Origin of the sequence: Zafaria sp. Z1313 (assembly GCF_050563205.1) — a bacterium.
In the GTDB taxonomy this organism is placed as follows: domain Bacteria; phylum Actinomycetota; class Actinomycetes; order Actinomycetales; family Micrococcaceae; genus JAZDCJ01.
The window spans coordinates 62507-89167 of record NZ_JBNWUK010000014.1; the positions used below are offsets into that span (position 1 = coordinate 62507).

The following is a 26661-nucleotide window of genomic DNA, read 5'->3' on the forward strand; positions in this document are numbered from 1 at the left end:
CGAGATGTGGTGGTCAGAGGGCGATGCTGCCGGGCACGTCCGTGGCGCGGTAGGTCGCGTCCAGGACGATCGCGCGGGGGTCGATCCAGTCCAGGTCCACGGCGGAGTGGCGCGTGTGCAGCAGCACCAGGTCCGCGCCGAAGCCGGCCGGGTCCTCGACGTGGGCGAGGCGCTCACCGCCGAAGTCGATCGCCGCGAAGTGCGGGTCGTGGTAGCCGACGTCGGCGCCCATGGCCCGCAGCTCGGTGATGATCTCCAGGGCCGGCGACTCGCGCAGGTCGGCGACGTCCGGCTTGTAGGAGACGCCGAGGACCAGGACGCGGGCGTCCCGGATGCCGGCGCCGGCGCCGGAGAGGACCTCCCGCACGCGGTCCGCCGTGCGGCCCGGGCGCTGCGAGATCGCCGTCATGGCCTGCTCGATGACCGGCGCCCCGCGGTGGCGCTTGCGCAGCTGCCACAGCAGGTAGTGCGGATCGCACGGGATGCAGTGCCCTCCGACGCCCGGCCCCGGGTAGAACGCCATGAAGCCGTAGGGCTTGGTCGCCGCGGCGTCGATGACCTCCGTGACGGAGACGTCCAGGTCCCGGCAGGCCTCGGCGAACTCATTGATCATGGCGATGTTCACGGCCCGGAAGGTGTTCTCCAGGAGCTTGGTCATCTCCGCGGCCTCCATCGAGGCGACGGTGTGGGTCCTGTGGGCGTAGCGCGAGATCAACGCGTGGGCCTTGGCCGCGCAGGCGCGCGTCGCCCCGCCGATGACGCGCGGCACGTCCTCCTGCGCGAAGCGCGTGTTGCCGGGGTCGATGCGCTCGGGGCTGAAGGCGACGAAGACGTCGGTTCCGGCCTCGAGGCCGCGCGCCGCGAGCGGCTCGACGAGCAGGTCCCGTGTGCACCCGGCATAGGTCGTGGAGGTCAGCATGAGCAGCTGCCCCGCGACGGCGGTGTCCACGACCATGGCGCAGGCGCCGCGCAGGATCTTCAGGTCCGGCACCTGGTGGGCGTCGATCGGCGTCGGGACGCAGACGATCACCGCGGCCGCGGCCTGGATCACCGAGGTGTCCTGCGTGAGCAGGAAGTGCTCGTCCTCGAGGGCCTCGTCGAGGCGGGCCCGGTCCGATTCGACGAGGTCCGCGCGGTAACTGAAGATCTCCTCGAGCCGGCGGGCGCTGACGTCGACGCCGAGGACGCGGGCGCCGGCGGCGTGGAAGGCCAGGGCCGTGGGCAGGCCCACGTATCCGAGGCCGACGATCGCGACATCGAAGTCGAACCGCCGCTGGCCCGCCTCGATGCGTACTGCTTCCTCGAGCCCCGTCGGCCGCTCCGGGCGGAGCGCGGCGCCGGGAGCGCTGGTAGTTGCCGCCGCAAGGGTTCCCTGAGCAGACGTGGTGGAGGCAATGGTGGTCATGTCGATGTTCCTACTTCCCAAGTTGGATCCGACCGGATGCTGGCCCCAAGGGCCCGGCGGGCCTGTCCGTTCCCCTTACTCGACAGGCAGATCCCGCGCCGGAGCCTCCCAGGGGCTCCGCCGGCCCTTCCACTCTGCGCCGCCCCGCCACCGCGCCCCAAGCCCCGGCCGCGGATCGTGTGGGTGCCCACCGCGGCCCCGCAAAACGGTGTGGTGAACCGCACACGGGACCCTCGCGGGGCCGGGACCGCCGCACCTACGCTGAAGGAGCCCGGACGGCTCTCGCACGCCCCGGACCACCGCACCTTGGAGGGAATGGCACCGATGGAACCCATCTACGCCCTGGCGATCCTCGTGATCCTGGGACTCAGCACCGCCGTGTGGACCACCGCCGGCCTCATCCGCTACCTCGCCGGCACGCCGCGCCGCTTGCGGCGCCGCTCCGGAGCCGTGGGACACCGGACGGAATCCGGGCACGACGGCGGGGCCCCGGCGTCGTCCCCTCCCCTGCCCTCCGACGTGGCGGTCCTCGTCGCCGCGCACAACGAGGAGCTCGTAATCGCCGAGACGATCCGCTCCGCCGCGCGCCTCGTGAAGCCGCACCAGATCTACGTGGCCTCCGACGGCTCGAGCGACCGCACCGCGGAGATCGTGCGCTCGATGGGCGCCAACGTCGTCGAGCTGTTCCCCAACCGGGGCAAGGCCGGCGCCCTCGTCGCGGCGATCGGCCACTTCCGGCTCGAGGAGCGCTACAAGGCCGTCATGCTGCTCGACGCCGACACCCAGCTCGCTGCCGACTACCTCGAGACCGCCCTGCCGATGCTGGCCGACGAGGACGTCGTCGCCGTCGCGGGGCGCGCCTCCACGCTCGCGGACCCCGCGCCCTCGACCTGGCTCGGGAGGGTCCTCGTGGGCTACCGCGAGCGGCTCTACATCGCCGTGCAGTACCTGCACAAGTACGGCCAGGCCGCCCGGCACGTCAACGTCGTGATGATCGTGCCCGGGTTCGCGAGTCTCTACCGCACCCGCGTGCTGCGGCATATCGACATCGCCGCGAAGGGACTGGCGATCGAGGACTTCAACATGACGTTCGAGGTCCACGCCAAGAAGCTCGGCCGGATCGCGTTCCACCCGCACGCCGCCATCGCCTACACGCAGGACCCCGACAACCTCGTCGATTACGCCAAGCAGGTCCAGCGCTGGGCGCTCGGCTTCTGGCAGACCCTGCGCCGCCACGGCGTGCTGCACCGCGGGCTGTTCTGGCCCGTCGTCGGCTTCTACGCCGTCGAGCTCGTGTTGAGCAGCATCGTCATGCTGCTCATGCTGCCCGTGCTGATCATGAGCACCACCGCGCTCCTGGTCTCCGAGGCCGTCGTGGTGCAGGACCAGTCCTGGCTGTGGCTGACCGGCGTGCTGCCGGTGACGGTCGTGGTGTTCGGCGTACTGCTGCCCGACTACCTGCTCACCGTCATCGCCGCCGTCATCACCCGCCGGCCGCATTACTTGCTGCTCGGGATCGTCTTCCCGCTCGTGCGCGTGCTCGACGCCTTCCTATGCCTCAAGGCCTTCGCCCGCGCCTTCGGGCCGCATTCCAAGACCAACGGTGCCTGGGCCAGCCCCTCCCGCCGTCCCGCCGCGCTCGACGACGCGAACGCCGAAGACGACGCCGTCGCGGACGGGCGGCGGCCGGCCGCCCTGGGCGCCGGCTGATAGGCGGCGCCGGGAAGTGAAGACTTCCCACTTCCCGGCACCGGGCCGCGGCGTGTCCGCCCGACACGCCGCGCTGGGCGAGGTCCGGAGGCCGGGACGTGGGCAACCTCGGCACGGCGGCTTGGGGGCACCGTGGCGCAGAACCCCTCAAGGGCGAGGGAACAGGACCGCCGCAATGGTGCGGCGGACCGCAGAGGGAGCCCGGGTCATCGGCCCGGGCTCCCTCTGCGTTGTCGTCGGCCGCGCCGGGCCGCTAGACCTGCGCGTTCTCGCTCGCGCTGTACCCGGCGTGGCCGTTGCCGTTCGCGGTCCCGTTCGCGTGGCCGTTGCTCAGCATGGCGGTCAGGTGGGCGCGCGTGCGGGCCCCGAGCTTGCGGTAGACCTTGGTCAGCCGCACCTCCACGGTCCGCAGGGAGACGAACAGCTCGGCCGCGATCTCCTTGTTCCGCCGGCCCTGGATGACACGTTCGACGACGGCGCGCTCGTCCGCGCTCAGCTGGGCCATGAGCGGATGCTGGATCGGATCCCCGCCCGCGGCCCCGTCGAGCGTGAGGTGCTCGGCCCACGTCGTCGCCCCGACCTCGCGGTAGAGCGTCTTGGCCGTGCGCAGGGTCTCGTGCGCCTGGTCCACCTGGCCGTACTCGTGCAGGCGGCGCGCGTAGGCGGCCATGAGGGGGGCCAGCTCGTACTGGTTCTGCCGCTGGGACCCCGTGCGGACGGCCTGCGCGTAGACGTCGAGCGAATCCTGGCCGCGCATCAAGGCAGCCCGGGAGCGGGCCAGCGCCATCCGCGACCACTTGGACGGGAACCGCGCCACCCGCTGCTGGAAGTCCCGGCAGCGCACGGCCGCCTCGGCCTCCTGGCCCGTGAGCACGAGGAGCTCGATGAGGCGCGGCTCGAGCCGCATCAGCTCGGGGTTCTCGATGAACTCCGTCAGCGAGGCGGCGCGTAAGAGCTTGCGCACGGCTAGCTCGTAGTCGCCGGTCAGGGCCGCGAAGCCGCCCTCGATCGAGGACAGCCGGGCCACAAGCCACGCATGCGACTCGGGCGAGGCGACGGTGCGCAGCTTCACTGCGTAGGCCTCCGCGAGGTCGGGCCGGTCCTTGGCGAACCAGTACCAGGTCATGTACAGCCAGCGGTAGGGGCGCAGGACCTCGCTGTCGGTCATCGTCCCGATCAGCTCGATCGCGCTGAACGCGCCCGAGATGTTCCCGGCCCGCAGCTCGTTCTCGACACGGACGAACCGCGAGATGTCCATCCACAGCGTCTCGGCATGGTTGGGCGTCTCGACGAAGCGCGAGAGCACGGCCCGGCACTCGCCGTAGTGGCCGGCGTGGGTCAGCGCCACCGCCACCATGACCAGCGTCTGCGGCGGGACGTCACCCGGGTCGGCGTTCATGATCGACTCGTAGGCCCGCTCCGCCGCGCCCGCACGGCCCTGGAGCGCCTCGACGAGGCACGCGTTCCCGTCCTGCAGGTACCGCGAGGACGGCTCGGCCACGTCGAGGTAGCCCCGCGCCCCGGCCGCGGCTGCCAGCGCCTCGCTCGCCTCCCAGCGCACGGCGTGGAAGAGCGAGGCGAGGACCCAGGCATGGGCGCACTCGGCGGCCTCCGTCGGGCTCGCCGATCCGTCCTCGGCCACCCGCAGCGTGGACTGCAGCCCACGCTGCGGCGCCGTGAGGTTGAGCAGGAAACCGTACTCCATGCGCAGGGTCTCGAGCGCGATCGGGTGCTGCTCGTTTCCCGGCGAGCGCGAGACCACGTGCACGTAGCGCCGCACCCACGACAGCCGCCCCGTCAGTACGAGCGCGTGGCACACGTTGATCAGCGCGGCGGTCGCCTCGGGGTTGGCGAGTCGGCGCCGCAAAGCCAGTTCGATGAGCTCTAGCCCGGGGACGGGCCAGCCTTCGCGGATGAAGGACTCGGCCGCGCCGAGCAGCTCCACGGCCGTGGCCTGGCGCGCCCCGGCGAGCGTGCCGTGCCACAGCGTGAGGCGGTCGTCGAAGCCCTCGCACGCGGCAGCCAGCGCCTCGTGCGCCTCGCGGCGCTTCTGCGAGCCCTGTTCCCAGTACACGTAGGACCTGATGGCCGGTTTCAGTTCGAGGTAGCTCCCGTTGACCTCGATCCAGCCGTCGTCGATGAGGTCGGAGACCAGGTCGACGGCGGCCGGGTCGGTGCGCATGAGCGCCTCCATGGGCGTCAGTTGCGCGGTCGCGAGCAGCTCCACGAACCGCCGGGCGCGCTCATCCAGGCGATCCAGCCCCTGGGCCGCGGCCCTCGTCGAGGCCGTGCCCATACGCAGCGGCAGGCGCATCGGGTCCCAGCCGTTGAGCTGGCGGGCTGGGAGCAGCTCGAGCGTCTCCCGCACGGCCCGCGGCACCCCCTCGGCATGTCCGACGACGGTGCGCAGCACCGCGGCCTGGGCGCCGGGCCCGGCGAGGTCCCCGGCCAGGGTGAGTGCCTCGTCGAAGTCGAGAGGACGCAGCTCACGGGCCGGCCACCCCGAGAGGGGGCCGCCTGCTTCGACCTCGGTGGCCGCGCAGATCAACGTGATCCCCGCGGCGTGGGCGCGCGTGGAGAGGTGCCCGAGGACCTCGAGGCTCGGGCGGTCCATCGCGTCGACGTCGTCGATCAGGACGACCCGGCGGATGGCCGTCTCGGGCTTGCAGATCGTGCCGACGAGCCGGGCGATCTGGAACGGGTCGTCGCCCGCCTCGCCCGTGGCCAGGGCGGATCCGACCTCGTCGGTCCCCTCGACGCCCGTGATCTCGAACGCGGCGAGGAGCGCGTGGACGCCCGAGAAGGACCTCCCGGTCTCGCTACCATTGACGAGGACGACGGCGGGGGCCGGGTCCAGGTCCGACTGCAGCTTGTCCATCACGGCCGTCTTGCCGATGCCCGGGGCGCCCGTGAGCAGCAGGACGGAACCCGTTGGCGCGGCCGTCAGCGACTTCAGTTCCTGGAGCAGCTCGGCGCGGCCCACGAGTTGCGACGGCTGCCGGTGGTCGGGCGCCAAGGACTGCGGAGTGCTGGAGACCGGGACTAGCACGCGTCCTCCACTGGCGTAGTGCAGCCACCCGGCACAGCGACTTGCCGGTCGAGGCAGCCGTGAAGGCTGCCTAAATGAATATGGTTCAAGAAACCGGGACGCATGGAACTCCCCCCAAAAGAGATGTATGCATTTATGATCAACGCGCACCGGATTCCCCAACCCGGATACGGTTTCAAACGGTGGGCAGCGCGTTCGCCCAACAGAACCCCAACTCGCGCCGCCCGCACGTGCCGCTTCCAGTCTCAGACTGGCGCGGCCTTGCTTCGGTATTTATGCGATTGTATTGAATATTCGTTTCCGACTCAATGCGCCTGCCCATTCATGCGGAAAACCACAAAAGCACTTGTCAGAGACGGATTACACGGCGCTCACCTTCGGGATCAACGGCCTCGACGGGATCCCACCCGCCATCGCCTACCTCTAGGAGAACACCAACACCTCCACTTCAGCACTCTTGGTGCGGGTTCCCAAGAAGGTTGACCCACAAAGTTTTCGTCAACAATGTGGGCACCCATGTGGGCAAAAGCCTTGATCCGGTCGGAGTCTCCTGCTATCACGAGTCGAGCTACCACCTCGCCACCCCAGCGCGCACTACGCAACATGGTCGCCGGCCCCACCCCGCGCCCGGGATACGGGGCCCGGAAGGCGCGCATCCGGCGTCGTACTCCGCCCGTTCCCGGCCTCGGCCGCGCCCCTAGCGCGCCGCGTCCGCCGGCGTGCGCCGCGCCCGCGTCAGCTCGGCACGGGCCGCGAGCTCCGCATCCGCCGGGTAGGCGACCTCCTCCAGCACCAGCGGATGGGGCGCGGCGAGGGTCGTCCTGGCATCGCGGATCCGCTGGCCGAGCCGCAGCGCGAGCCAGCCCGGCTCCTCACGACCGTCCCCGACCCGCAGCACCGCCCCGACGAGCGTGCGCACCATGTTGTGGCAGAACGCGTCCGCCCGCAGGTGCGCCACGATGATGCCGTCCGCGCCGCGATCGAACCGGAACTCCTCGAGCGTGCGGATCGTCGTCGCACCCTCCCGCGGCTTGCAGAAGCTCAGGAAGTCGTGCCGCCCGTTGAGCGCCGCGGCCTCGGCGTTGAGCGCGTCGACGTCCAGGGCGGAGTCGAACCACAGCGTGTCGTTGCGCGTGAGCGGATCCCAGCGCCCGCCGCCGTCCGCGATCCGGTACGAATAGCGCCTCCACAGGGCCGAGAAGCGGGCATCGAACCCTGGCCCGGCGAGCGCGGCCGCGTGCACCACGACCTCGCTGCCGTAGCGGCCCATGACCCCGCGCAGGCGGCGCACGAGCGCGGTCTCCGGCGGGATGTCCTTGCCACGCGGGAGCCCCGAGTACTCGTCCGGCGTGAGGTCGAAGTGCACGACCTGGCCCCGCGCGTGCACCCCCGCGTCCGTGCGGCCTGCGACCGTCGTGCGCACGGGCCGGCGGAAGAGCAGCGCGAGGGCCTCCTCGACGAGGCCCTGCACCGTGCGCCGACCGGGCTGCGTGGCCCAACCGGAGAACCCGGTGCCGTCGTAGGCCAGGTCCATGCGGATCCGTACGGTGGGGATCCCGGGAAGCGTCGGGGCTTCGGGGATTGTGGCGGCTTCAGGTGCCGCGGGGGCGGTGGCGGTCTCGGAGGCTTCGGGTTCCCGGGGGGCCTCCGCGCGAGCGTCCGGCCCGGCGGCCTCCTGACGCGCCGGGTTGCCGGCCGGGACGGAGTTTTCCATGCGCACGATTCTAGGCGTAGGGACAGGGGCGGGCGCTCCCCACGCGCCGCAAGTGATTGGCCTCCCCGATCATCACGTCCTGGACGAAACCGTGACCGTTGGACGACGAATCGTCCAAGACCTGACGATCCATCGGCGGCGGCGCGCGGCGGCCCCACGCTCCGGGCGATGTTGCGGCGCACGGCCATCTCCGCGCTCCGGAGGGCAGCTGTCCGAACCTCCCTTCCACATCCGTGACATGGGCGGATTCGTCCACACGGTGTTCAGGAAGCTCTTCACACCCATGTCGGAACCGGATAGCGTGAACTGATTGCCCGGCGCACACAGCGCTGGCCGGAGGGGGGTCCGCGGTGCTGATGCGTCTCATCGCACTCCCCCGCGCGCGCCGGCACCGCGGGCTGCTGACCGTGTTCGGGGGGGCCGTGCTCCTAGCGACCGCCGCGTTGACGCTCGGCAGCGGGCACGCGGGGCTCGCGACGGGGCACGCCCTGCGCGCGCTGGCGGCCGGGCCGCAGGACTCGACGACGTACCTCGCGCTCCACTCGGGCGCGGCCTCCGACCGGCAGGCCTTCGACGCCCTCGTGGCCGCGCGGGGGCTCGAGGACGGGGTCGCGCGGTCGGACGCTTCCCTGCTCACGGGCTTGGATCTCGCAGGCGACGCCGGGGCCGCCGCCCCGGGCGACGGCAGCACCGCTCCCGGTGCGGACGGCGAGGCCGGCGCGGGTAACACCGAAAACCCCGACGACGCCGGGGCCGCCACCGCGGAACGGCCGGCCATCGCCGTGGTCTCCTCGGAGGCCTTCACGCTCGAGGACGCGCCGCCCGTCGACTCCGATGAGTCGCCGGGCCCCGTGGTCCGGGTGGCCGTCGGAGCGTCCTCAGCCGAGGCGTACGGGCTGGGCCCTGGAAGGACCCTGCCCCTGGAGGGGAAGGACGGTGGACCCGCGGCGGTCCTGCTCGTCGCCTCCGTGCTGGACGACCCCGAACCGTCCGCCGCCGCCCTGCTCGCCCACCCGGCCGCAGCGCTCGACGGGCCCGTGCTGGTCCTCGCCGCCCCCGTCGACGCCGCCGCGCTCCTCGTGGACGCCGGCGCCTCGGAGCGCACGCTGCACGGGCTGGCCCTGGATCCGGACACCGTGGAGGCCGGCCAGTTGTCCCGCCTCGTCGCCGGGCTCGGTGGCCTCGCCGACGCCGCGGCGGCCGACCGAGCCGTGAACCGCTCCGGCGTCGTCGCGAGCGGCGCCCTGCCCGCGACGCTCGCCACCGCGGCCGCGGCCTCCCAGTCCGCGGGCGCGATCATCCCCGCGGCTGCCGTCCTCCTCGTCCTCGTCGCCGTCCTGGCCCTCGCGATGCTGGCCCGTCTACTCGTCCGCTACCGCTCGCAGGAGGCGCTGCTGCTCGTCTCGCGCGGCACCGCACCGGGGCAGACCACCGCGCTCGCCGCCGCCGAGTCGGCCGTTCCCGCCGTCGCCGGCGCGCTCGCGGGTTGGGGCCTGGGCGCCGCGCTGCTGCCCGTCCTCGCCCGTTGGCGCACCGGCGCACCCGGAGGCTACGTGCCGCTGCTGGGAGAGGCGGCCGCGGTGACGTGGTGGGTTCCCGTCGCCGCGGCGGGCACCGGCGTCGTCCTCGCCACCGGCGCCGCCCTGCTGGCCGCCCTGCGCTCCCTGCCCGACACCGGCACCGCGCTGCGCCGCCTGGCCCCGGTCGGCTACGTGCTCGGCGTCCTCGGCGCCGGGGCGGCGGCCCTCAGCACGTGGCAGCTGCTCACGACCGGCTCGCCGCTGAACGCCGGCGCGGCCGGAGGGGCGAACCCCGTCGCCGCGCCCGCGCCCGCGCTGCTGATCGTGGGGCTCTGCCTCGCGGCGGTGGGCCTCGGCGCGGCGGCAGCGCGGCTCGCCGACCCGCTGCTCGGCCGGTTCCCCGGCATGCCGGCCGTCCTGGCAGGGCGGACGCTCGCGCGTGGGTTCGGCTACTTCGCCGTTCCTGCGCTGCTCGTGGCCTTGACCCTGTCCTCGGCCGCCTTCAGCGCCTCGTTCACTGCGACCGGCGGGGCCGCGCAGCATGCGGCCGGCCAGCTCGGAGGCGGCACGGTGCGGGCCGCGTTCCCCGGGCCCGGCACGGTGCGGCCGGGAGCGGGAATCGTGCCGCTCGCGCCCGTGTCGGAGGCCGGCGCAACGGCCTCACGGGTCTACTCGGCCGAACTGCGCACCGGGTCCGAGCGCTCCATGCTCTCGGCCGTCGACTCCACGGCGCTAGCCGGCCTGGTGGGCGCGGACCCGGGGATCTTCGACGCCGAGCGCGCCGCCGCCCTCCTCGGCGGTCCGGGCGTCCTCGGGAGCGCGGACCTGGTCGCGCCGTCCGACGGCTTCGACGGCGCCGACGGCTCCACAGGACGTCCCGCCGGGACGACGGGCGGGTCCGGCACGGCCGGCGCGCCCGCCGACTGGCCCGAGCCCCTCGTGGTTCCGGAGGGCACGGACTCCATCCGGCTTGTGGCGCGGGCCGAGCGGGTCGCCTTCGAGGCCGACGTCTTCGAAGCGCCGAGCGAAGCCGAGCTGGCACAGATGACCCCCGCCGAGCTGAACGCGTTCCACGACATGATCCGGCGTCTGCCCGAGGCGGGGCAGGCCACGGGAACCGGACGGACCCTGACCGCCACGGCCTGGATCGCGGATGCCGACGGCCAGCTGCACGCCATTCCCGCCACCGCGCCCGCCGCGCTGCCCGTCGTGGCCGGGACGGAGGCCGAACTCGAGATCGACTTCCCGCTTCCCGACGCCGCCAGGCAGCCGCTCCGGATCGCCGCCCTCGACCTCGACGCCGCCCCGCCGGACGGCAGCGCCCACCACGAGCTCCAGCTCCGCACGGTGGACTTCACGGGCGCGCTACACGGGGCCCCATTGGCGGCCGAAGACTTCATCGTCCCCTCGGGGGACTTCACCGGTGAGGGGCTCGCGGACGCGCAGCAGCAGGGACTCGACGCCGTCTACGACTTCGAACGGGCCGACGGACGCTTCACCCGGGCGAGGTTCATCGCGGCGCCCATCGCCGACGCCCCGGTCCCGGCCATCCTCTCCGCCGAGCTCGCGGGCCGGATCGGCACCCTGGGCGGGCCCCTCGGGGCCGCCGTCGGCGGGACGCGGCTCCAGCTCGACGTCGCCGGCACCGCGCCCGTGCTGCCCGGCCTCCCCACGGCGTCGGGCGTCCTCGTCGACTGGCCACGCCTGCAGGCCGCGTACCTTCACCACTCCCCCGTCCAGCCGCGGCCCAACCAGCTCTGGGCCTCCCCCGCCGACGGATCCGCCACGGCCGGCGCAGCCACCGCCGCCGGCGAGCCCACCGGCGCCGCCGCAGGCACAGCCGCACCCCACGCCACGTCCGCAGAGCTTGGCCGGATCCTCGCCGCGCTCCCCGGTGCCGGGGCCGTCGACACCGCGGAGGCCGCCGCGCCGCAGCGCTTCACGAGCCCGGCCCGGGACGCGCTGTGGATCGGCTTCGCGGGCATCCTGCTGCTCGGCGGAACGGCCCTCGCGGCGGCGACGCTCGCGCTCGTCCACCACCGCCGCCGCGAGACCTCGATCCTGCGCGCCCTCGGCCTCTCCGCCGCGGCCCAGGTGCGCAGCCGCAGGCTGGAGCTCGCGCTGGTCGGAGGCACCGGCGTCGTCTGCGGAACCCTCGTGGGGCTCGGCACCGCGGCCCTCACGGCCACGCTCTTCGCCCGCTCCGCGCTCGTCGGCGCGCCCGCGGAAATGCCCGTGCCGTTCCTCGTGGACTGGCCCGTCCTGGCCGCAGCCGCGGCCGTCGAACTCGGCGCCGTCGCGACGTGCGTGTGGTGGTACGGGCGCGCCGTCGGCCGGCACGCCCGCAGCGGAGAGCTGGCGGTGGACTTCCGATGATGCTCGCCGCCCTGCTCCGCCGCCAGTTCGGCCGCCACCGCGGACCCACCGTCCTCCTGGCCGTGTTCGTGCTCATCGTCGCCGGACTGCTCACCCTCTGGCCGCGCGCGATCCTGTCCATGCACACCGCCTCCCTGCAGCACGGCCTGGCCCAGCTCGGCCCCGGCGACCGCGCCCTCGTCGGCTCCTGGGCCGAACCCCGGCTGCCCGAGCGCACCGCGGCCTTCTCCCCCGAGTCCTTCCAGTCCCAGCTCGACGCCTACCGGGACCAGTTGCCACCCGAGCTGCGCGACGCCACGGGCGATCCCGCGTGGACCGCCGCGGCCACCGGCGTCCCCGTCGTCTCCGGGCTGCCGGACCGCGTCCGCTCGCTCACCCTGGACCTCACCCTGGCCCCGTCGGCCGCGGGAGCCCTCGAGGTCGTCGACGGCCGCCTGCCCGCCGAGCCGCGCCGTGGCGACGACGCCGCCCCGGTCGAGGTGATGCTGCCCGCCACGGCCGCCGAGACCGCGCAGTGGGCGATCGGCGAGGAGCGGCTCGTTCCGCAGGCGCCCCAGGTCTTCGGCGAGACCGGCGAGCGCCCACCGCAACGGCCGCTGGTCCTCGCCGGCACGTACCGCCCCGCGGACCCCGGCGCCGTCCTGTGGAGCCTCGACACCGCCCTGGCCGAACCCGCGCTCGCCTTCGATCCCGACCTCGGCTGGGACGTCGACACCGGCGCGCTCGTCCACCCGGACGTCCTGCTCCGGCCCTTCGCCACGGCCAACGCGTCGGTCACCGTGAGGCAGTGGATGCCACTCGACGCCTCCCGCGTCCACACGGGCAACGCCGCCGCGCTCGAGCAGCAGCTGCGCGGCCTCGGCGCAGCCCCCATGGCGCTCGAGAGCGACGCGGGAAGGCATCTGATCCCGTTCACCTCGCGCGCGCAGGACGCCGTCTCGGAGGCCACGCGCATCACCGCGACCACGCAGCAGGCCCTCGCGCTCCTGGCCTCGGGGCCGCTCGGCGTGTCCCTGGCCGCTGCCGCGCTGGCCGTGCGCCTGGTCCTCGGCCGGCGCCGCACGGCCCTGGCGCTCGTCGCCTCCCGCGGTGCCTCCGGGCCCCAGCTGCGCGCCATCCTCGCACTCGAGGGACTCGCCTACGGACTGCCGGCCGCCGCGCTCGGGGCCGCGGCCGCCGTCGTCCTCGTCCCCTCCACCGTTCCCGGCACGCTCATCGGCCCCGGCCAGCTGTGGCTCCCACTCGCCGCCGGCCTCACCCCCGCGGCCCTGTTCTGCCTCACCCACATCCCCACCGGGCTGCGCCACGGCGACGACGGCGACGGCACGGGCCCGTCCGCCCGGCTCCGCGCCGCGCTCGAAGGGCTCGTCGTGCTCGCGGCCGCGGCCGCCGTCGTCCTGCTCTACCAGCGCGGCGCGAGCGGGCCAACGGGTGCCGGGGACGACGCCGGGGCTGCCGCCGGCCTCGGGGTCGACCCCCTGCTCGCGGCGACGCCGCTGCTGCTTGGGCTCGCCCTGACCGTGGTGGTGCTGCGGCTGTACCCCGTGGTGCTGCGGCGCTGGGCCGTCCGCGGGCGGGCCTCCACGGGCCTGATCGGCTTCCTCGGGCCCGAGCGCGGGCTGCGGGCCCCCGGGGCGACGGTCGTTCCCCTGCTCGCGCTCGTCGTGGGCGTCTCCGTCCTCGTGTTCTCCGGGCTGCTGCTCGCGACCGTCCGGGACGGGATCGCCGAGACCGCGCGGGCCGAGGTCGGGGCGGACGTGAAGTACCGCGGCACGCCCCTGGACCCGGACCAGGTCCGCGCCCTGCGCGGCATCGAGGGGGTGCAGGCGCTCGCGGTGGTCTCCGACGTCGGCGCCCGCGCCGTCGACCTGCCCGGCGCCCGACGCAACTACCGCTTCCTCGCCGCCGACACGCGGGCCCTCGCCGAGGTCCAGGCGGGCTTCCCCGGCGCCATCGGCGCCGAGCGCCTGTCCCGGCTCTTCCCCGACGGCACGGTCGGCGGAGTGGACGACGCCGGGACCGCCGGCGCGGAGGGGGCCTCCGTCGAGGACGCGGACCTCGCGACGCGGCCGGTCCCGGTGCTGCTCTCCGACCGCTTCGACGGAGCGCTGAGCGGCGAGGGGACCGTGCGCTTCGACCGCTACTACCCGGCCGTGCTCGTCGGGACGGGACCGCAGGACGCGGGGATCGTGCCCGCCGTGGACTGGGCGATGGTCGACGTCGCCAACTACAACGCCGTCCGCGGCAGCCAGACCCGGCCCTCGATCGTGTACTTCCGGCTCGACCCGGCAGCCGACCGGGCCGAGGTCCTCGCCGCGATCCGCGATGCCGTGCCCGGGTCCTCCGTGCTGGCCACCCCGGACGGCGAGGCCGCGAGGATCCTGGACCAACCGGCGGTCAAGGGCCTGAGCGCGGGGCTGTGGGCGATCGTCGGCGTCGTCGCCCTGCTGGCACTGCTGACCCTCGTGCTCACCGCGCTCGTGACCGGGCCGGCACGGAACCAGCTCGTCGCGCTGCTGCGCACGCTCGGCATGCCGGCCACGCAGGATCCGCGGCTCGTGCTCTGGGAGCTGGTCCCGCCGTCGTTGGCCGCACTCGCCTCAGGTGCCGTCGGCGGTGCGGCGCTCACCGCCGTCGTCCTCCCCCGGCTCGACCTGCAGGGCTACACCCGGGGCGCGGGACCGCCGGCACTGAGCGTGGACCCGTGGCTCATGCTGGGGTTCCTGGGGTTGTTCGCGGTGGTGCTGGGCGCCTCGCTCGCGGCCGCGTTGTGGGCGGCGCGGCGGCAGCAGCTGGCGACCGTGTTGAGGATCGGACAGGAGTAGGACGATGCAGCAGAGCAGCAGAAGCACGCACGAAGCGGGCCGCGAGGGCGTGCCGGTGGGCGGACGGCCCACGCAGGGCGGCACGCCGGTCGACGGCGGCACCGCGCCCGCGGCGCTGGGGCCGGGGCGTGGACAGCCGACCGGCTCCGCGCAGCCGGTCATCGTGTGCGAGGACGTCGTGCGGATCTTCAGCGGCGACGGCTTCGAGGTGCAGGCGCTGCAGGGGCTGAACCTGCGCGTCGAGGAGGGCGAGATGACGGCGATCATCGGGGCCTCGGGCTCGGGGAAGTCCACGCTGCTGACCATCCTCTCCGGCCTCGACCTGCCCACGGCCGGCACGGCGCGCGTCGCCGGCGTGGACCTGCTGACGCTGCGCGGCGCCGAACGCGTGCGCTACCGGCGCGAGACCGTGGGCTTCGTCTGGCAGCAGACGCCGCGTAACCTCCTGCCCTACCTGAGCGCGCGGGAGAACGTCATGCTGCCGATGTCGATCGGGCGCCGGCGCGAGGCGCGCGAACGGGCCGGCTACCTGCTCGAGACCGTGGGGCTCGGAGACCTCGGGGCCCGGCTGCCCTCGGAGCTCTCCGGCGGGCAGCAGCAACGCGTGGCGCTCGCGGTCTCGATCGCGAACAACCCGCGCGTGGTCCTGGCCGACGAGCCGACGGGCGAGCTGGACGAGCGCACGAGCGCCGAGGTGCTGGAGGCCATGCGGGCGGTGAACGAGGAGCTCGGGACCACGACCCTGATCGTCACGCACGACCCCACGGTGTCCGAGCACGTGCGCCGCACCATCCAGATCCGCGACGGCCGCTGTTCCACCGAGACCCTGCGCCGCACCCACACGACCGAGGCCGGCCACGAGCACCAGATCGCCGAGGAGTTCGCCGTGATCGACAAGGTCGGACGGCTGCAGCTGCCCGAGGAGTTCATGGATGCCCTCGACATGCGCGAGAGGGTCCGGCTGGGCCTCCAGGACGACCACGTCCAGGTCTCCCCCGGCCACGCCCCGCCGCCTGCGGCCGCTTCGGCCACAGGCAACTCGGAGTCCCCGACCGCGGAGGATCCCCCCGGGGACGCCGCTCCGGATCCCGGCCCCGACCCGGGGCGTGCCGGGAGCGGTGGTGGGGCCCCGGCGTCGTCCTCCCCGGACCAGGAAGGGACGCCGGCCGGGGACTCCGACGCGGCCTACCGCCGGCCGCGCGGCGCCCAGCGCTACACGGGACGGGAGGAGCAGTCATGAGCGGTCCGGTGGCGCTGCGGGCCGAGGGACTGAACCGCAGCTACGGGAGCGGCGAGGCCGCGGTGCACGCCGTGCGCGACGTCGACCTCGCCGTGCACGCGGGCGAGCTCATGGTGGTGCGCGGACCGTCGGGCTCCGGCAAGACGACGCTGTTGAACTGCCTCGGCGGGCTCGACGCTCCGGACTCCGGGCGGGTGTGGCTGCGCGGCGGCGACGGGGCGGAGCGGGAGCTGACCGCGATGGACGAGCCCGGCCGCGTGGCGCTGCGGCAGCGGGACCTCGGCTTCATCTTCCAGTCGTTCGGACTGCTGCCGATCCTCACCGCGGCAGAGAACGTCGAGGTCCCGCTGCGGATCGCCCGGTGGGACGCGCCGGCGCGGCGCGAGCGGGTCGACGAGCTGCTGCGGCTCGTGGGGCTCGAGAAGCACCGGAACCAGCGGCCGTCGGAGCTCTCCGGCGGGCAGCAGCAGCGCGTCGGCACGGCCCGGGCACTGGCGAACCGGCCCGCGGTGATCATCGCCGACGAGCCGACCGGCCAGCTGGATTCGCGGACCGCCGCGACCATCATGGACCTGCTCGGGACGCTCGTGCGCGAGCAGGGCGTCGCGGCGGTCGTCTCCACGCACGATCCGCTCATGATCCAACGCGCCGACACCGTCCTGGAGCTCCACGACGGCCGCATCACGGCCTGACCTCCGCGCTCACTGCGCCCACCCGCCGCACGGGCGTTCCGGTGTGCGGGCGTGCGAGGATGGCCGCATGCACTGCGAGAGACTCGGTCCGTCCGACGCCCCAGCCGTCGTCCTGCTGCACGGCGGAGGAATGGCCGGCTGGATGTGGCGGCCCGTCGCCCAGCGGCTCGCCACGAGCCACCACGTCCTGGTCCCCGACCTGCCCGGACACGGACGCAGCGCGGACGCTCCCTACACGACCCACGACGATGCCCTGGCACTCCTGCGCGATCTCCTGGGCATGCCCCCGGTCGACGGTCCGCGGGCCACCGCGCGTCGGGGCGCCGTCGTCGTCGGCTTCTCGCTCGGCGCGCAGCTCGCCGTCGCGCTGGCCTCCACGTCCCCGGAGCTCGTGCGCGGAGTCATGGCCGTGAGCGCGCAGGCCGAGCCCATGCCCGGACCCCTGGCCGCGTCGACGCTGGGACTGCTCGCCCTCGCCTCCCCGCTCGCGCGCTACGCCTGGTTCGCCCGCGCCCAGGCCCGTGAGCTCCACGTTCCCGACGAGCTGCTGCCCGAGTACCTGGCGACCTCCCGCGGCATCAGCCGCACGACCTTGGTCAACGCGGTCCGCGAGAACCTGCGCTTCGAGCCCCCGGCAGGTTGGCGGCGCTACCCGGGCCCCGCCGTCGTCATGGCCGGCGCCCGCGAGCGCGCCCTGATGCTCCGCTCCGCCGCCGCCCTGCGCCGCGCCCTGCCGGGATGCGTCCAGGAGACGGTGCCCGACGCCGGACACGGACTCCCGCTGCAGCGTCCCGGATGGCTCGCGGGGCGCATCGAAGAGCTCTCGGTCTCGGCCCCCTGAGCCCCGGTTTTCCCGGACGGCGGTCACCCAGGCTCCAACGCGCTCAAGGGCCCGCCCGCTCGAGGACCCAGGGCACGCGGTACGCCCACCGTCCGAAGTCCCCCGCAGGGGGTGGCGCGGGCGAAGCGTTCGGGAGCCTCCGGAGCCTCCGGGAGCGGGGAGGGTGCCCGGGAACGGCAGGAGGCCCGCCTCCCCTGACGGGGTGGCGGGCCTCCTGGACGCTGTGCCTGTCGGCGGCTCAGAGGGTCGGGGCCTAGGCCTCGTCCTTCTTCTCCTCGACGGTCTCCTCAGCGGCCTCGGCCGGAGCCTCGGTCTCCTCGGCGGCGGCCTCGGTCTCGACGACCTCGGTCTCCTCGACCTGCGGCTCCTCGACGGGGGCGGCCTGCTCGGCGGCCTTCTCGGCCTCCTTCACGACGGCCTGCTTCGGGGACACCGGTTCCAGCACCAGCTCGATGACGGCCATGGGGGCGTTGTCGCCCTTGCGGTTGCCGATCTTGGTGATGCGGGTGTAGCCGCCGTCGCGGTTGGCCATGAGCGGCGCGATGTTCTCGAACAGCTCGTGGACGATGCCCTTGTTGGTGCGGCTGCGGGACGCGATCGCGGCCTGCACGCGGCGGCGCGAGGACAGGTCGCCGCGCTTGGCGAAGGTCACCAGGCGCTCGGCGTACGGGCGCAGGCGCTTGGCCTTGGTCACCGTCGTGGTGATGCGCTTGTGCTCGAACAGCTGGGCGGCCAGGTTGGCCAGCATCAGACGCTCGTGGGCAGGACCGCCTCCGAGGCGCGGACCCTTGGATGGGGTAGGCATTGTTGTTATCTCCTCATATGGTGCCCGCGGCTCCGCGCCGTCTCGGCGGGGATGCAGCAGGCAAAGTACTGGTTGTGAAGGCGGCCCTAGGCCTCGTCGTCACTGAAGTCGACGTCGTCCTCATCGATCGCGGCGGCACGAGCGGCGAGGTCGAACCCTGGAGGGGAATCCTTCAGGGACAGGCCCAGCTCGATGAGCTTCGCCTTGACCTCGTCGATGGACTTGGCACCGAAGTTGCGGATGTCCATCAGATCGGCCTCGGAACGGGCCACGAGCTCGCCCACCGTGTGGATGCCCTCGCGCTTGAGGCAGTTGTACGAGCGCACCGTCAGGTCGAGGTCCTCGATCGGCAGCGCCATGTCGGCGGCGAGAGCGGCATCCGTCGGGGACGGGCCGATCTCGATGCCCTCGGCGGCGGCGTTGAGCTCGCGGGCCAGGCCGAACAGCTCCACCAGGGTGGTGCCGGCCGAGGCGACGGCGTCGCGCGGAAGGATCGAGTCCTTGGTCTCGACGTCGACGATCAGCTTGTCGAAGTCGGTCCGCTGCTCGACGCGGGTGGCCTCCACGCGGAAGGTCACCTTCAGCACCGGCGAGTAGATCGAGTCGACCGGGATGCGGCCGATCTCTGCATCGACGCTCTTGTTCTGCGACGCCGAGACGTAGCCGCGGCCACGCTCGATCGTCAGCTCCATGTCGAACTTGCCCTTCGCGTTCAGCGTCGCGATGTGCAGGTCCGGGTTGTGGAACTCGACGCCGGCCGGCGGGGTGATGTCCGCGGCCGTGACGACGCCGGGGCCCTGCTTGCGCAGGTACGCCACGACGGGCTCGTCGTGCTCGGAGGACACGGCGAGGTTCTTGATGTTCAGGATCAGTTCGGTGACGTCTTCCTTCACACCCTGAACGGTGGTGAACTCGTGCAGCACGCCGTCGATCCGGACGCTGGTGACAGCAGCACCAGGGATGGAGGACAGCAGCGTGCGGCGCAGCGAGTTGCCCAGGGTGTAGCCGAAGCCCGGCTCCAGCGGCTCGATGATGAACCGCGAACGGTTGTCCGCTACTACTTCTTCGGTGAGGGTGGGGCGCTGTGCAATAAGCACTTACATTTCCTTTCAGCGAGCATCCGCTATATGACGCAACACATGTGGGTGGAAACGACGTCTGCCGCTCGGGCGTCCGTCTGGATCAGGCGAGAGGACCGCGCGGGGCGCGCCCCGCCGTCGTACCCCCGGGGGGAGGACGACGGCGGGGCGTACCGCGCGTGCCTCAACTAGACGCGGCGGCGCTTCGGCGGGCGGCAGCCGTTGTGCGCGCTCGGGGACACGTCCTGGATGGACCCGACCTCGAGGCCGGCGGCCTGGAGCGAGCGGATGGCGGTCTCGCGGCCGGAGCCCGGACCCTTCACGAAGACGTCGACCTTCTTCATGCCGTGCTCCTGCGCGCGCTTGGCGGCGGATTCGGCGGCCATCTGGGCGGCGTACGGGGTGGACTTGCGGGAGCCCTTGAACCCGACCTCGCCGGCCGAGGCCCAGGAGATCACGGCACCGGTCGGGTCCGTGATGGACACGATGGTGTTGTTGAACGTGCTCTTGATGTGCGCCTGACCCAGCGCGATGTTCTTCTTGTCCTTGCGACGCGGCTTACGCACCGCTCCACGAGTCTTTGGGGGCATTGCTAACTCCTACGAATTGGGTGTGTGGGGATCCGCTTAGCGGGTCTTCTTCTTACCGGCGACGGTGCGCTTCGGGCCCTTGCGGGTACGAGCGTTGGTCTTGGTGCGCTGACCGCGGACCGGCAGGCCCTTGCGGTGGCGGATGCCCTCGTAGGAGCCGATCTCCACCTTGCGGCGGATGTCGGCCGCCACCTCGCGGCGGAGGTCGCCCTCAACCTTGAAGTTGCCCTCGATGTAGTCGCGCAGCTGCAGCAGCTGCTCGTCCGTGAGGTCCTTGACGCGGATGTCCGGGGAGATTCCGGTTTCGGCGATGGTCTGTTCTGCACGGGTCTTGCCCACGCCGTAGATGTAGGTAAGCGCGATGATCACGCGCTTTTCGCGCGGGATGTCTACGCCAGCGAGACGAGCCATAGTGGTTGTCTTCCTTCGGTGTTTCGCGGAGGTGTGGAGCAGCACCACCCTGTCTCCAGGTCCCCGGCCTCCGTGCCGGGGGTGTGCGTCCCGCGTAGTGGACGCTGTGCTGCCGTATTTACTAACTACGCGCAGGCCTGGTTTCCCGTGCGGGAAACTAGCCCTGGCGCTGCTTGTGGCGTGGGTTTTCGCAGATCACCATGACCCGGCCGTTGCGGCGGATCACCTTGCACTTTTCGCAGATCGGCTTCACGCTAGGGTTGACCTTCAAGGTTCTTTCCTTTGCGGTTGCTGTTGATGTGGAGCAGTAGGCGTCGAGGCCCTCCCTGACGGGCGGGCTCCGGGTCTACTTGTAGCGGTAGACGATTCGGCCGCGGTTGAGGTCGTACGGGCTGAGTTCAACCACCACGCGGTCCTCGGGGAGGATCCGAATGTAGTGCTGACGCATCTTGCCCGAGATAGTGGCAAGGACCACGTGTCCGTTGGGAAGCTCAACGCGGAACATCGCATTGGGCAGTGCCTCCGACACGGTGCCTTCTACCTCGATGACACCCTCTTTCTTGGCCATATCCTCCGCTAACGTTTGTGCCGGTCGCTTGCGCTTCCGACGTGTATGTTTTTTGCTTGTTTCCAGCATCCGCCGCACCCGTGGACAGGTCCCGGGTTTTTGGGCATAGGCATAGAGACAACCAACAAACAAGCCTACCCGCTTGGGGTCGATAACGCGAATCGCCGCGTGGCGGCGTCCAACACACCGGCGCGTCGCGATCCTCCCGTCGGCGGCGTCGGGGAAGATGTCGCTCCGCGCGAGGTATTCCCGCACTTTCCCCGACCCCACGGGGAGGGTCGCGCGTGAAGGCTGGGTGCGCGGCCAGGTGACGGGAGCGGCGCGCGTGTCAGGGCCGCCGGTGCCGGGGCGAGCGTTGGCTTCGGGTTCATCGACTCGTCACCTGCCGACCCGCGCCGTTCCACCCGCCGTGCAACGGTGGTCGGCGTGAATCCGGAATCCACCGCCTCGTCGACCGCGCCGCCCGCGACCGCGACCACGCCCGGCCCCACCGGCCCCGTGCGCGCCGCCGGGCCCGCGCCCACCACCGCCGCGGAACACGCCGCCACCGCGCGTACCGCCCGCCCACACGCCACCCACGCACGCGCCACGGCCGCTCCTTCCGCCGCGCCCGCACGCGTCGCGCCGCCCGGCCCCGACGCGCCGGAAGCTCCGGGCGGGAGGCGGGGCCCCGGCGTCGTACGCCATCCGGCCAACCCGCGCCCGAGCGGGACCCGCGGCACCCGCCGCAGCGCGCGCAGCCGCCGCGAGTTCTGGATCTTCCTGGCGTTCGCCGCCCCGAACCTGCTGCTGATCGCCGTGTTCACCTACCGGCCGCTGCTGGCGAACCTGCAGTACTCGACCCTGAACTGGACGCTCGGCTCCCCCACGGCGACGGTCGCCGGGCTCGACAACTACCGCCGCTTCCTCACGGGCCCCGACGCCGCCGATGTCCTCGGCACCACGGCCGTCTTCACGCTGTGGACGGTCGGCGGCTCCATGGCGCTCGGCCTGCTCGTCGCGTTCGCCCTGAACCGCGGCCTGCGCGGCACCACCCTCACGCGCGCGGCGGTGTTCGCCCCGTACGTCCTTTCCGGCGTGGGTGTCGGCCTGGTGTGGCTGTTCATCTTCGACCCGGTCTACGGCGTCCTGTCCTGGGTCCTGCGCTCGTTCGGGCAGGCGAGCCCGCAGTGGATCAACAACCCGGACCTCGCGCTGGTCATGGTGATCATCGTGTACGTGTGGAAGAACCTGGGGTATTGCGCGGTCGTGTACCTGGCCGGGCTGCAGTCGCTCAACAAGGACGTGCTCGAGGCGGCCTCGCTCGACGGTGCCGGGACGCTGCGGCAGTTCTGGTCCATCAAGCTGCCGCTGCTCTCGCCCACGACGTTCTTCCTGACCATCACGTGCCTCATCTCCTCCCTGCAGGCGTTCGACCTGATCCGCATCATGACCCCGCTCGGCCAGGGCACCTCCACGCTCGTGTACGAGGCCTACCTCCAGGCCTTCGGCACCTACAACCAGGCCGGCTACTCCGCGGCGATCTCCACGATCCTGTTCGTGATCCTCCTGGTCATCACCCTGGTCCAGCTCCGCTTCGTCGAAAGGAAGGTGCACTACGCATGAGCACCGTCGAGACCTCCCCTCCCGGCCGCCCTTCCGGGTACGACGCCGAACCCTCCTCCCCCGGACCGCGCCGCACGCGCCGGGGTGCGGCGCGGGACGGCCGCGGCGCCGGGCTCCGCGGAGGCGGTGGCCCGGGTGGCCGTGGGCGGGCGCTCTCCGGACGGGGCGCTGCGGCCGGCGGCGGGAACATCTGGTCGACCGCGCTCGGCGGGTACCTTCCCCTCGCCGTGACGCTGCTCGCCGTCTTCCTGCCACTGGCCTGGATGATGCTCTCCTCGCTCAAGCTGCCGCCGGAGATCATCACGACGCAGCTGAGCATCCTGCCGAAGGACCCCACTCTGGACAACTACGCGACGGCCATGAGCTCGGTGCCGTTCGGGCGGTTCTTCCTGAATTCGACGATCGTGACGTTCGTCGGCGCGGCGATCAAGGTGGCGCTCGCGATCCTGACCGCCTACGCGCTGGTGTTCGTGCGCTTCCCCTTCAAGAACACGGTGTTCGTGCTGGTGCTCGTGGCGCTCATGGTGCCGCCGCAGGTCTCGATCCTGCCGAACTACCTGCTCATCAGCGACCTCGGCGGGCGGAACACCCTGTGGGGAATCATCCTGCCCGGGCTGGGGACCGCGTTCGGCACGTTCCTGCTGCGCCAGCACTTCAAGACGCTGCCGTACTCGATCCTCGAGGCAGCCGAGATCGACGGAGCGAACCACTGGGCGCGCTTGTGGCGGGTGGTCGTTCCCGTGTCGGGGCCGTCGATCGCGACCGTCGCGCTCGTGACGATCGTGTCCGAGTGGAACGAGTACATCTGGCCGCTCATCATCGTCGACCACCCGGAGAAGATGACCCTCCCCGTCGGCCTGACGCTCCTGCAGAACTCCGAGGGCAACTCGCAGTGGGGCGTGCTCATGGCCGGCGCGGTCCTGGTGATCCTGCCCGTGCTGCTGGTGTTCGCGCTGCTGCAGCGGCACATCGTCGCGGGGCTCACGCAGGGATCCGTCACGGGCTGACGGCCCGGCCCGCCCATCCGAGGAGGCGAGGACCGAAGCGGACGGCGGCCCCGGCGTCGTCCTCCCCCGACCGATCACCGCAGGTCGGCCGGGGGTTACCCGCGGTTCACCTGCCGGCCAAGCGCCGCTGGGAGGCTCGGGACGTTCCCGTTCCCCGGCGCGCCAGCCGCCGGCAGACCACCACTCGAAAGGGCCCTCATGAGCCGCCTCCACCTCCCCGCCACAGCACTCGACCGCCGCCGCTTCCTGGGGCTCGCGGCGCTCGGCGGATCCGCCTTCGCCCTCGCCGCATGCGGCGGTCCCTCCACCGCCGGTACGGGCGACGCCGCCGCCGAGGACGCGACCGACTATTCGGGCGTCACGCCGGCCTCCACGATCGACTTCTGGTCCACGCACCCCGGCCAGTCGCAGGCGGTGGAGAAGGAACTGATCGCCAAGTTCGAGGCCGCCCACCCGGAGATCAAGGTCAACCTGGTCACGGCCGGCGCGAACTACGAGGAGATCGCGCAGAAGTTCCAGTCCACGCTCGCCTCGAAGTCGGGGCTGCCGGCCGTCGTCGTCCTGTCCGATGTCTGGTGGTTCCGCTACTACATGGACCGCACGATCGCCCCGCTCGACCCGCTGATCGCCCAGCTCGACTGGGACCTGGGCGACTACCAGGACTCGCTCGTCGCCGACTACCAGTACGACGGCGCCCAGTGGGCCATGCCGTACGGCCGTTCCACCCCGCTGTTCTACTACAACAAGGACCACTTCAAGGCCGCCGGCCTCGAGGACCGGGCGCCGGCGACGTGGGCCGAGTTCGAGGAATGGGCGCCGCGGATCGCCGAGGCCAACGCCTCAGCGCCCGGATACCTGACGCCCTTCACCTACCCCGAGCTGGCCGGCTACGCCGCCTGGACCATGCAGAACAACCTGTGGGGCAACGGCGCGGCATGGTCCGACGGGTTCGAGATCACGTGCGACTCCGACGAGGCGGTGGCCGCGTTCCAGTGGATGCAGGACTCCGTCTACGGCGACGCGAAGTGGGCCGGCGTCTCCTCCACCGACGCCGCCGCCGATTTCGCCTCGGGTGCCGTGTCCTCCACGATCGTCTCCACGGGATCGCTCGTGGGCATCCTCGGCAACGCCCAGTTCGACGTCGGCGTGGGCTTCCTGCCCGGCGGCAGCGTCGACGGCCCCGTCTGCCCGACGGGCGGCGCTGGCCTCGGCATCCCGTCCGGCGTGAGCCCCGAGGAACAGCTCGCCGCGGCGATGTTCATCAAGTTCGTCGGGGAGCCGGAGAACACGGCCGCGTTCTCCGCCGCCACCGGCTACATGCCGAACCGGAAGTCCGCGGACATGTCGGCCGTCCTCGCCGAGAAGCCCCAGATCCAGACGGCCATGGACCAGCTCGCGCAGACCCGCACGCAGGACTTCGCCCGCGTCTTCCTGCCCGGTGCCGACCAGGAGATGGCGAAGACGGCCGCGGCGATCCTGACGCAGCAGAAGGACGTCAAGGAGTCGCTCGGCGCGTTGAAGTCGACGCTCGAGGGGATCTACGAGTCCCAGGTCAAGCCGAAGATCGACGCGTAGGGGGCGCCGCTTCCTCCCCCTCCTAGCCACCCCCCGGCGGTGTCGGGGAAGATGTCGTTCGGACGCGGGTATTCCCGCAGCGTCCCCGACGCCGCCGGGAGGGGTGGGCCCGGGAGGGGGCCCGAGAGTGGGTGGGCCCGGGAGGGGTTGGGTGCGGGCGGCCCCCGGGAGGGTTGGGGCCGGGTGGAGAGGACGACGCCGGACGGCCGGCTGGGTGCCCCGGCTCGCGCTTCCGGGGCCCACTCTCCCCCGGAAACCTGTGGACAACCCGATTTCGCCGGCGGGCTTCCGGCAGCATCGGAGGATGCGCCCTCCATCCCCCTTCCCGCCCGCCCTGCAGGACCGGGTCTTCACCCTGCGGCAGGCCCGCGAATCCGGCGTCACCCGTGGAAGGCTGCGCGGTCAAGTCCATTTGCGTGGTGTAACGCGGGTGCCGCGTGATTCTTGGTTGGTTAGGCGCTGAGCGTCAGGTCGGTGCCGGTGTCCTCCTTCGGGTCGGTGTCGGTGCCCGGCTGTGTGCCGACGGTGAGGGATTGCTGGATGAGGTCGAGGCCGAGGTAGCGGCGGGATTCGGTCCACTCGTCGTGCTGCTCGGCGAGGACGGCGCCGACGAGGCGGATCAGGGCGTCGCGGTCGGGGAAGATCCCGACGACATCGGTGCGGCGGCGGATCTCCCGGTTCAGGCGTTCCTGCGGGTTGTTGGACCAGACCTGGCGCCAGAGCCCCTTGGGGAACGCGGTGAACGCGAGGATGTCCTCGCGGGCGGCCTCGAGGTGGTCGGCGGTCTTCGGCAGCTTCTCGGCCAGCGCGTCCAGGACCCGGTCGAACTGGGCGTGCACGCCGGCGGCGTCGGGCTGGTCGTAGACCGAGTGCAGCAGCGTCTTGACCCACGGCCAGGACGCCTTGGGCGTGGCCGACATCAGATTCGCCGCGTAGTGCGTCCGGCAGCGCTGCCAGGCGGCGCCGGGCAGGGTCGCGCCGATCGCGGCCACGAGCCCGGCGTGGGCGTCGGAGGTCACCAGCCTCACCCCGGTGAGCCCGCGCGCGGCCAGGTCGCGGAAGAACCCGAGCCAGCCGGCGCCGTCCTCCGCGGAGGAGGCCTGGATCCCGAGGACCTCGCGGTACCCGTCGGCGTTGACGCCGGTGGCGACCAGCGCGTGGACGTTCACGACCCGGCCGCCCTCGCGGACCTTGAGCACCAGGGCGTCGGCGGCCACGAACGCGTAGGGCCCGGCGTCCAGCGGGCGGGTGCGGAACGCCTCGACCTGCGCGTCCAGGTCCTGGGCCATGAGCGAGACCTGGGACTTCGAGAGCCGGGTGATCCCGAGGGTTTCGACGAGCTTCTCCATCCGGCGGGTGGAGACCCCGAGCAGGTAGCTGGTGGCCACGACCGTGGTCAGAGCGGCCTCGGCGCGGCGCCGGCGCTCGAGGAGCCAGTCCGGGAAGTACGAGCCGGAGCGCAGCTTCGGGACCGCGGCCTCCAGCGTGCCGGCGCGTGTGTCGAACGGGCGGGCACGGTAGCTGAGTATTCGAAGGCTTGGAGGCCATCCGATATTGCCGTTCGGGGCCAGTGATATTGCCGGTGGGGGCCAGCAGTGGCGTCGGTGGGGGCCACTGGTCCCCACCGACGGTCCTGCTACTGATTCTGC

General features: G+C 72.5%; 19 protein-coding genes. 9 read left to right on the forward strand and 10 right to left on the reverse strand.

Translation table 11 applies throughout. The features are described 5' to 3' along the window. Window positions 1-13: 13 nt before the first annotated feature. The gene (locus ACQ3I4_RS12605) at window positions 14-1405 is read right to left on the reverse strand and encodes a nucleotide sugar dehydrogenase (RefSeq protein ID WP_329860525.1); all 1392 of its coding nucleotides are present in this window, start codon (window positions 1403-1405) and stop codon (window positions 14-16) included. 324 nt (window positions 1406-1729) lie between these two features. Here ACQ3I4_RS12605 and ACQ3I4_RS12610 point away from each other — a divergent pair, with 324 nt between their 5' ends. Beyond that, a complete protein-coding gene (locus ACQ3I4_RS12610) occupies window positions 1730-3115 on the forward strand; it encodes a glycosyltransferase (protein ID WP_430633646.1) in 1386 nt (461 codons plus the stop codon). Window positions 3116-3368: 253 nt separating this feature from the next. Here ACQ3I4_RS12610 and ACQ3I4_RS12615 read toward each other — a convergent pair whose 3' ends face one another. Continuing rightward, window positions 3369-6164: a LuxR C-terminal-related transcriptional regulator gene (locus ACQ3I4_RS12615; RefSeq protein ID WP_430633647.1), complete on the reverse strand. Its 2796-nt coding sequence runs from the start codon at window positions 6162-6164 to the stop codon at window positions 3369-3371. A 697-nt stretch (window positions 6165-6861) separates the two neighbouring features. Next, window positions 6862-7698, reverse strand: a complete 837-nt coding sequence (locus ACQ3I4_RS12620) for a tRNA pseudouridine synthase A (RefSeq protein WP_329860689.1) — start codon at window positions 7696-7698, stop codon at window positions 6862-6864. A 536-nt stretch (window positions 7699-8234) separates the two neighbouring features. Here ACQ3I4_RS12620 and ACQ3I4_RS12625 point away from each other — a divergent pair. The 5 genes from ACQ3I4_RS12625 (at window position 8235) to ACQ3I4_RS12645 (ending at window position 17372) form a co-directional block, all read left to right on the forward strand. Next, the gene (locus ACQ3I4_RS12625) at window positions 8235-11774 is read left to right on the forward strand and encodes an FtsX-like permease family protein (protein ID WP_430633648.1); all 3540 of its coding nucleotides are present in this window, start codon (window positions 8235-8237) and stop codon (window positions 11772-11774) included. Beyond that, window positions 11771-14599: an FtsX-like permease family protein gene (locus ACQ3I4_RS12630; protein WP_430633649.1), complete on the forward strand. Its 2829-nt coding sequence runs from the start codon at window positions 11771-11773 to the stop codon at window positions 14597-14599. The genes ACQ3I4_RS12625 and ACQ3I4_RS12630 overlap by 4 nt, the downstream gene beginning before the upstream one ends. A 115-nt stretch (window positions 14600-14714) precedes the next feature. Continuing rightward, window positions 14715-15839, forward strand: a complete 1125-nt coding sequence (locus ACQ3I4_RS12635; RefSeq protein ID WP_329860691.1) for an ABC transporter ATP-binding protein — start codon at window positions 14715-14717, stop codon at window positions 15837-15839. After that, a complete protein-coding gene (locus ACQ3I4_RS12640) occupies window positions 15836-16531 on the forward strand; it encodes an ABC transporter ATP-binding protein (RefSeq protein WP_329860532.1) in 696 nt (231 codons plus the stop codon). The genes ACQ3I4_RS12635 and ACQ3I4_RS12640 overlap by 4 nt, the downstream gene beginning before the upstream one ends. A gap of 67 nt (window positions 16532-16598) precedes the next feature. After that, window positions 16599-17372, forward strand: a complete 774-nt coding sequence (locus tag ACQ3I4_RS12645; protein WP_430633650.1) for an alpha/beta fold hydrolase — start codon at window positions 16599-16601, stop codon at window positions 17370-17372. Window positions 17373-17625: 253 nt separating this feature from the next. On the opposite strand, the gene rplQ is transcribed toward ACQ3I4_RS12645, so the two are convergent. The 6 genes from rplQ to infA all read right to left on the reverse strand — a co-directional run bounded on the left by rplQ (window position 17626) and on the right by infA (window position 20825). Beyond that, entirely contained in the window at window positions 17626-18177 is a 552-nt protein-coding gene (gene rplQ, locus ACQ3I4_RS12650; protein ID WP_329860535.1) for a 50S ribosomal protein L17, read from the reverse strand. 86 nt (window positions 18178-18263) lie between these two features. After that, window positions 18264-19274, reverse strand: a complete 1011-nt coding sequence (locus tag ACQ3I4_RS12655) for a DNA-directed RNA polymerase subunit alpha (RefSeq protein ID WP_329860536.1) — start codon at window positions 19272-19274, stop codon at window positions 18264-18266. A 170-nt stretch (window positions 19275-19444) separates the two neighbouring features. Next, the gene (gene rpsK / locus ACQ3I4_RS12660) at window positions 19445-19846 is read right to left on the reverse strand and encodes a 30S ribosomal protein S11 (protein WP_329860537.1); all 402 of its coding nucleotides are present in this window, start codon (window positions 19844-19846) and stop codon (window positions 19445-19447) included. Between the two features lie 36 nt (window positions 19847-19882). After that, window positions 19883-20257 carry a 30S ribosomal protein S13 gene (gene rpsM, locus ACQ3I4_RS12665; protein WP_329860538.1) on the reverse strand — a complete coding sequence of 125 codons (375 nt, stop codon included), beginning with the start codon at window positions 20255-20257 and terminating at the stop codon, window positions 19883-19885. 157 nt (window positions 20258-20414) lie between these two features. Further along, window positions 20415-20528, reverse strand: coding sequence for a 50S ribosomal protein L36 (rpmJ, locus tag ACQ3I4_RS12670; protein ID WP_030148013.1), 114 nt, complete (start codon window positions 20526-20528; stop codon window positions 20415-20417). A gap of 75 nt (window positions 20529-20603) precedes the next feature. Further along, a complete protein-coding gene (gene infA, locus ACQ3I4_RS12675; protein ID WP_068731548.1) occupies window positions 20604-20825 on the reverse strand; it encodes a translation initiation factor IF-1 in 222 nt (73 codons plus the stop codon). A 756-nt stretch (window positions 20826-21581) separates the two neighbouring features. On the opposite strand from infA, the gene ACQ3I4_RS12680 reads away from it, so the two are divergent. The 3 genes from ACQ3I4_RS12680 (at window position 21582) to ACQ3I4_RS12690 (ending at window position 25012) form a co-directional block, all read left to right on the forward strand. Next, a complete protein-coding gene (locus tag ACQ3I4_RS12680) occupies window positions 21582-22430 on the forward strand; it encodes a carbohydrate ABC transporter permease (protein ID WP_329860693.1) in 849 nt (282 codons plus the stop codon). After that, a complete protein-coding gene (locus ACQ3I4_RS12685) occupies window positions 22427-23437 on the forward strand; it encodes a carbohydrate ABC transporter permease (RefSeq protein WP_430633651.1) in 1011 nt (336 codons plus the stop codon). Before ACQ3I4_RS12680 ends, ACQ3I4_RS12685 begins: the two co-directional genes overlap by 4 nt. A gap of 198 nt (window positions 23438-23635) precedes the next feature. Next, the gene (locus ACQ3I4_RS12690; protein WP_430633652.1) at window positions 23636-25012 is read left to right on the forward strand and encodes an ABC transporter substrate-binding protein; all 1377 of its coding nucleotides are present in this window, start codon (window positions 23636-23638) and stop codon (window positions 25010-25012) included. Window positions 25013-25464: 452 nt separating this feature from the next. Here ACQ3I4_RS12690 and ACQ3I4_RS12695 read toward each other — a convergent pair. Next, window positions 25465-26661: IS256 family transposase (locus ACQ3I4_RS12695; protein ID WP_430633653.1), on the reverse strand; the 1197-nt coding region annotated here is incomplete at its 5' end.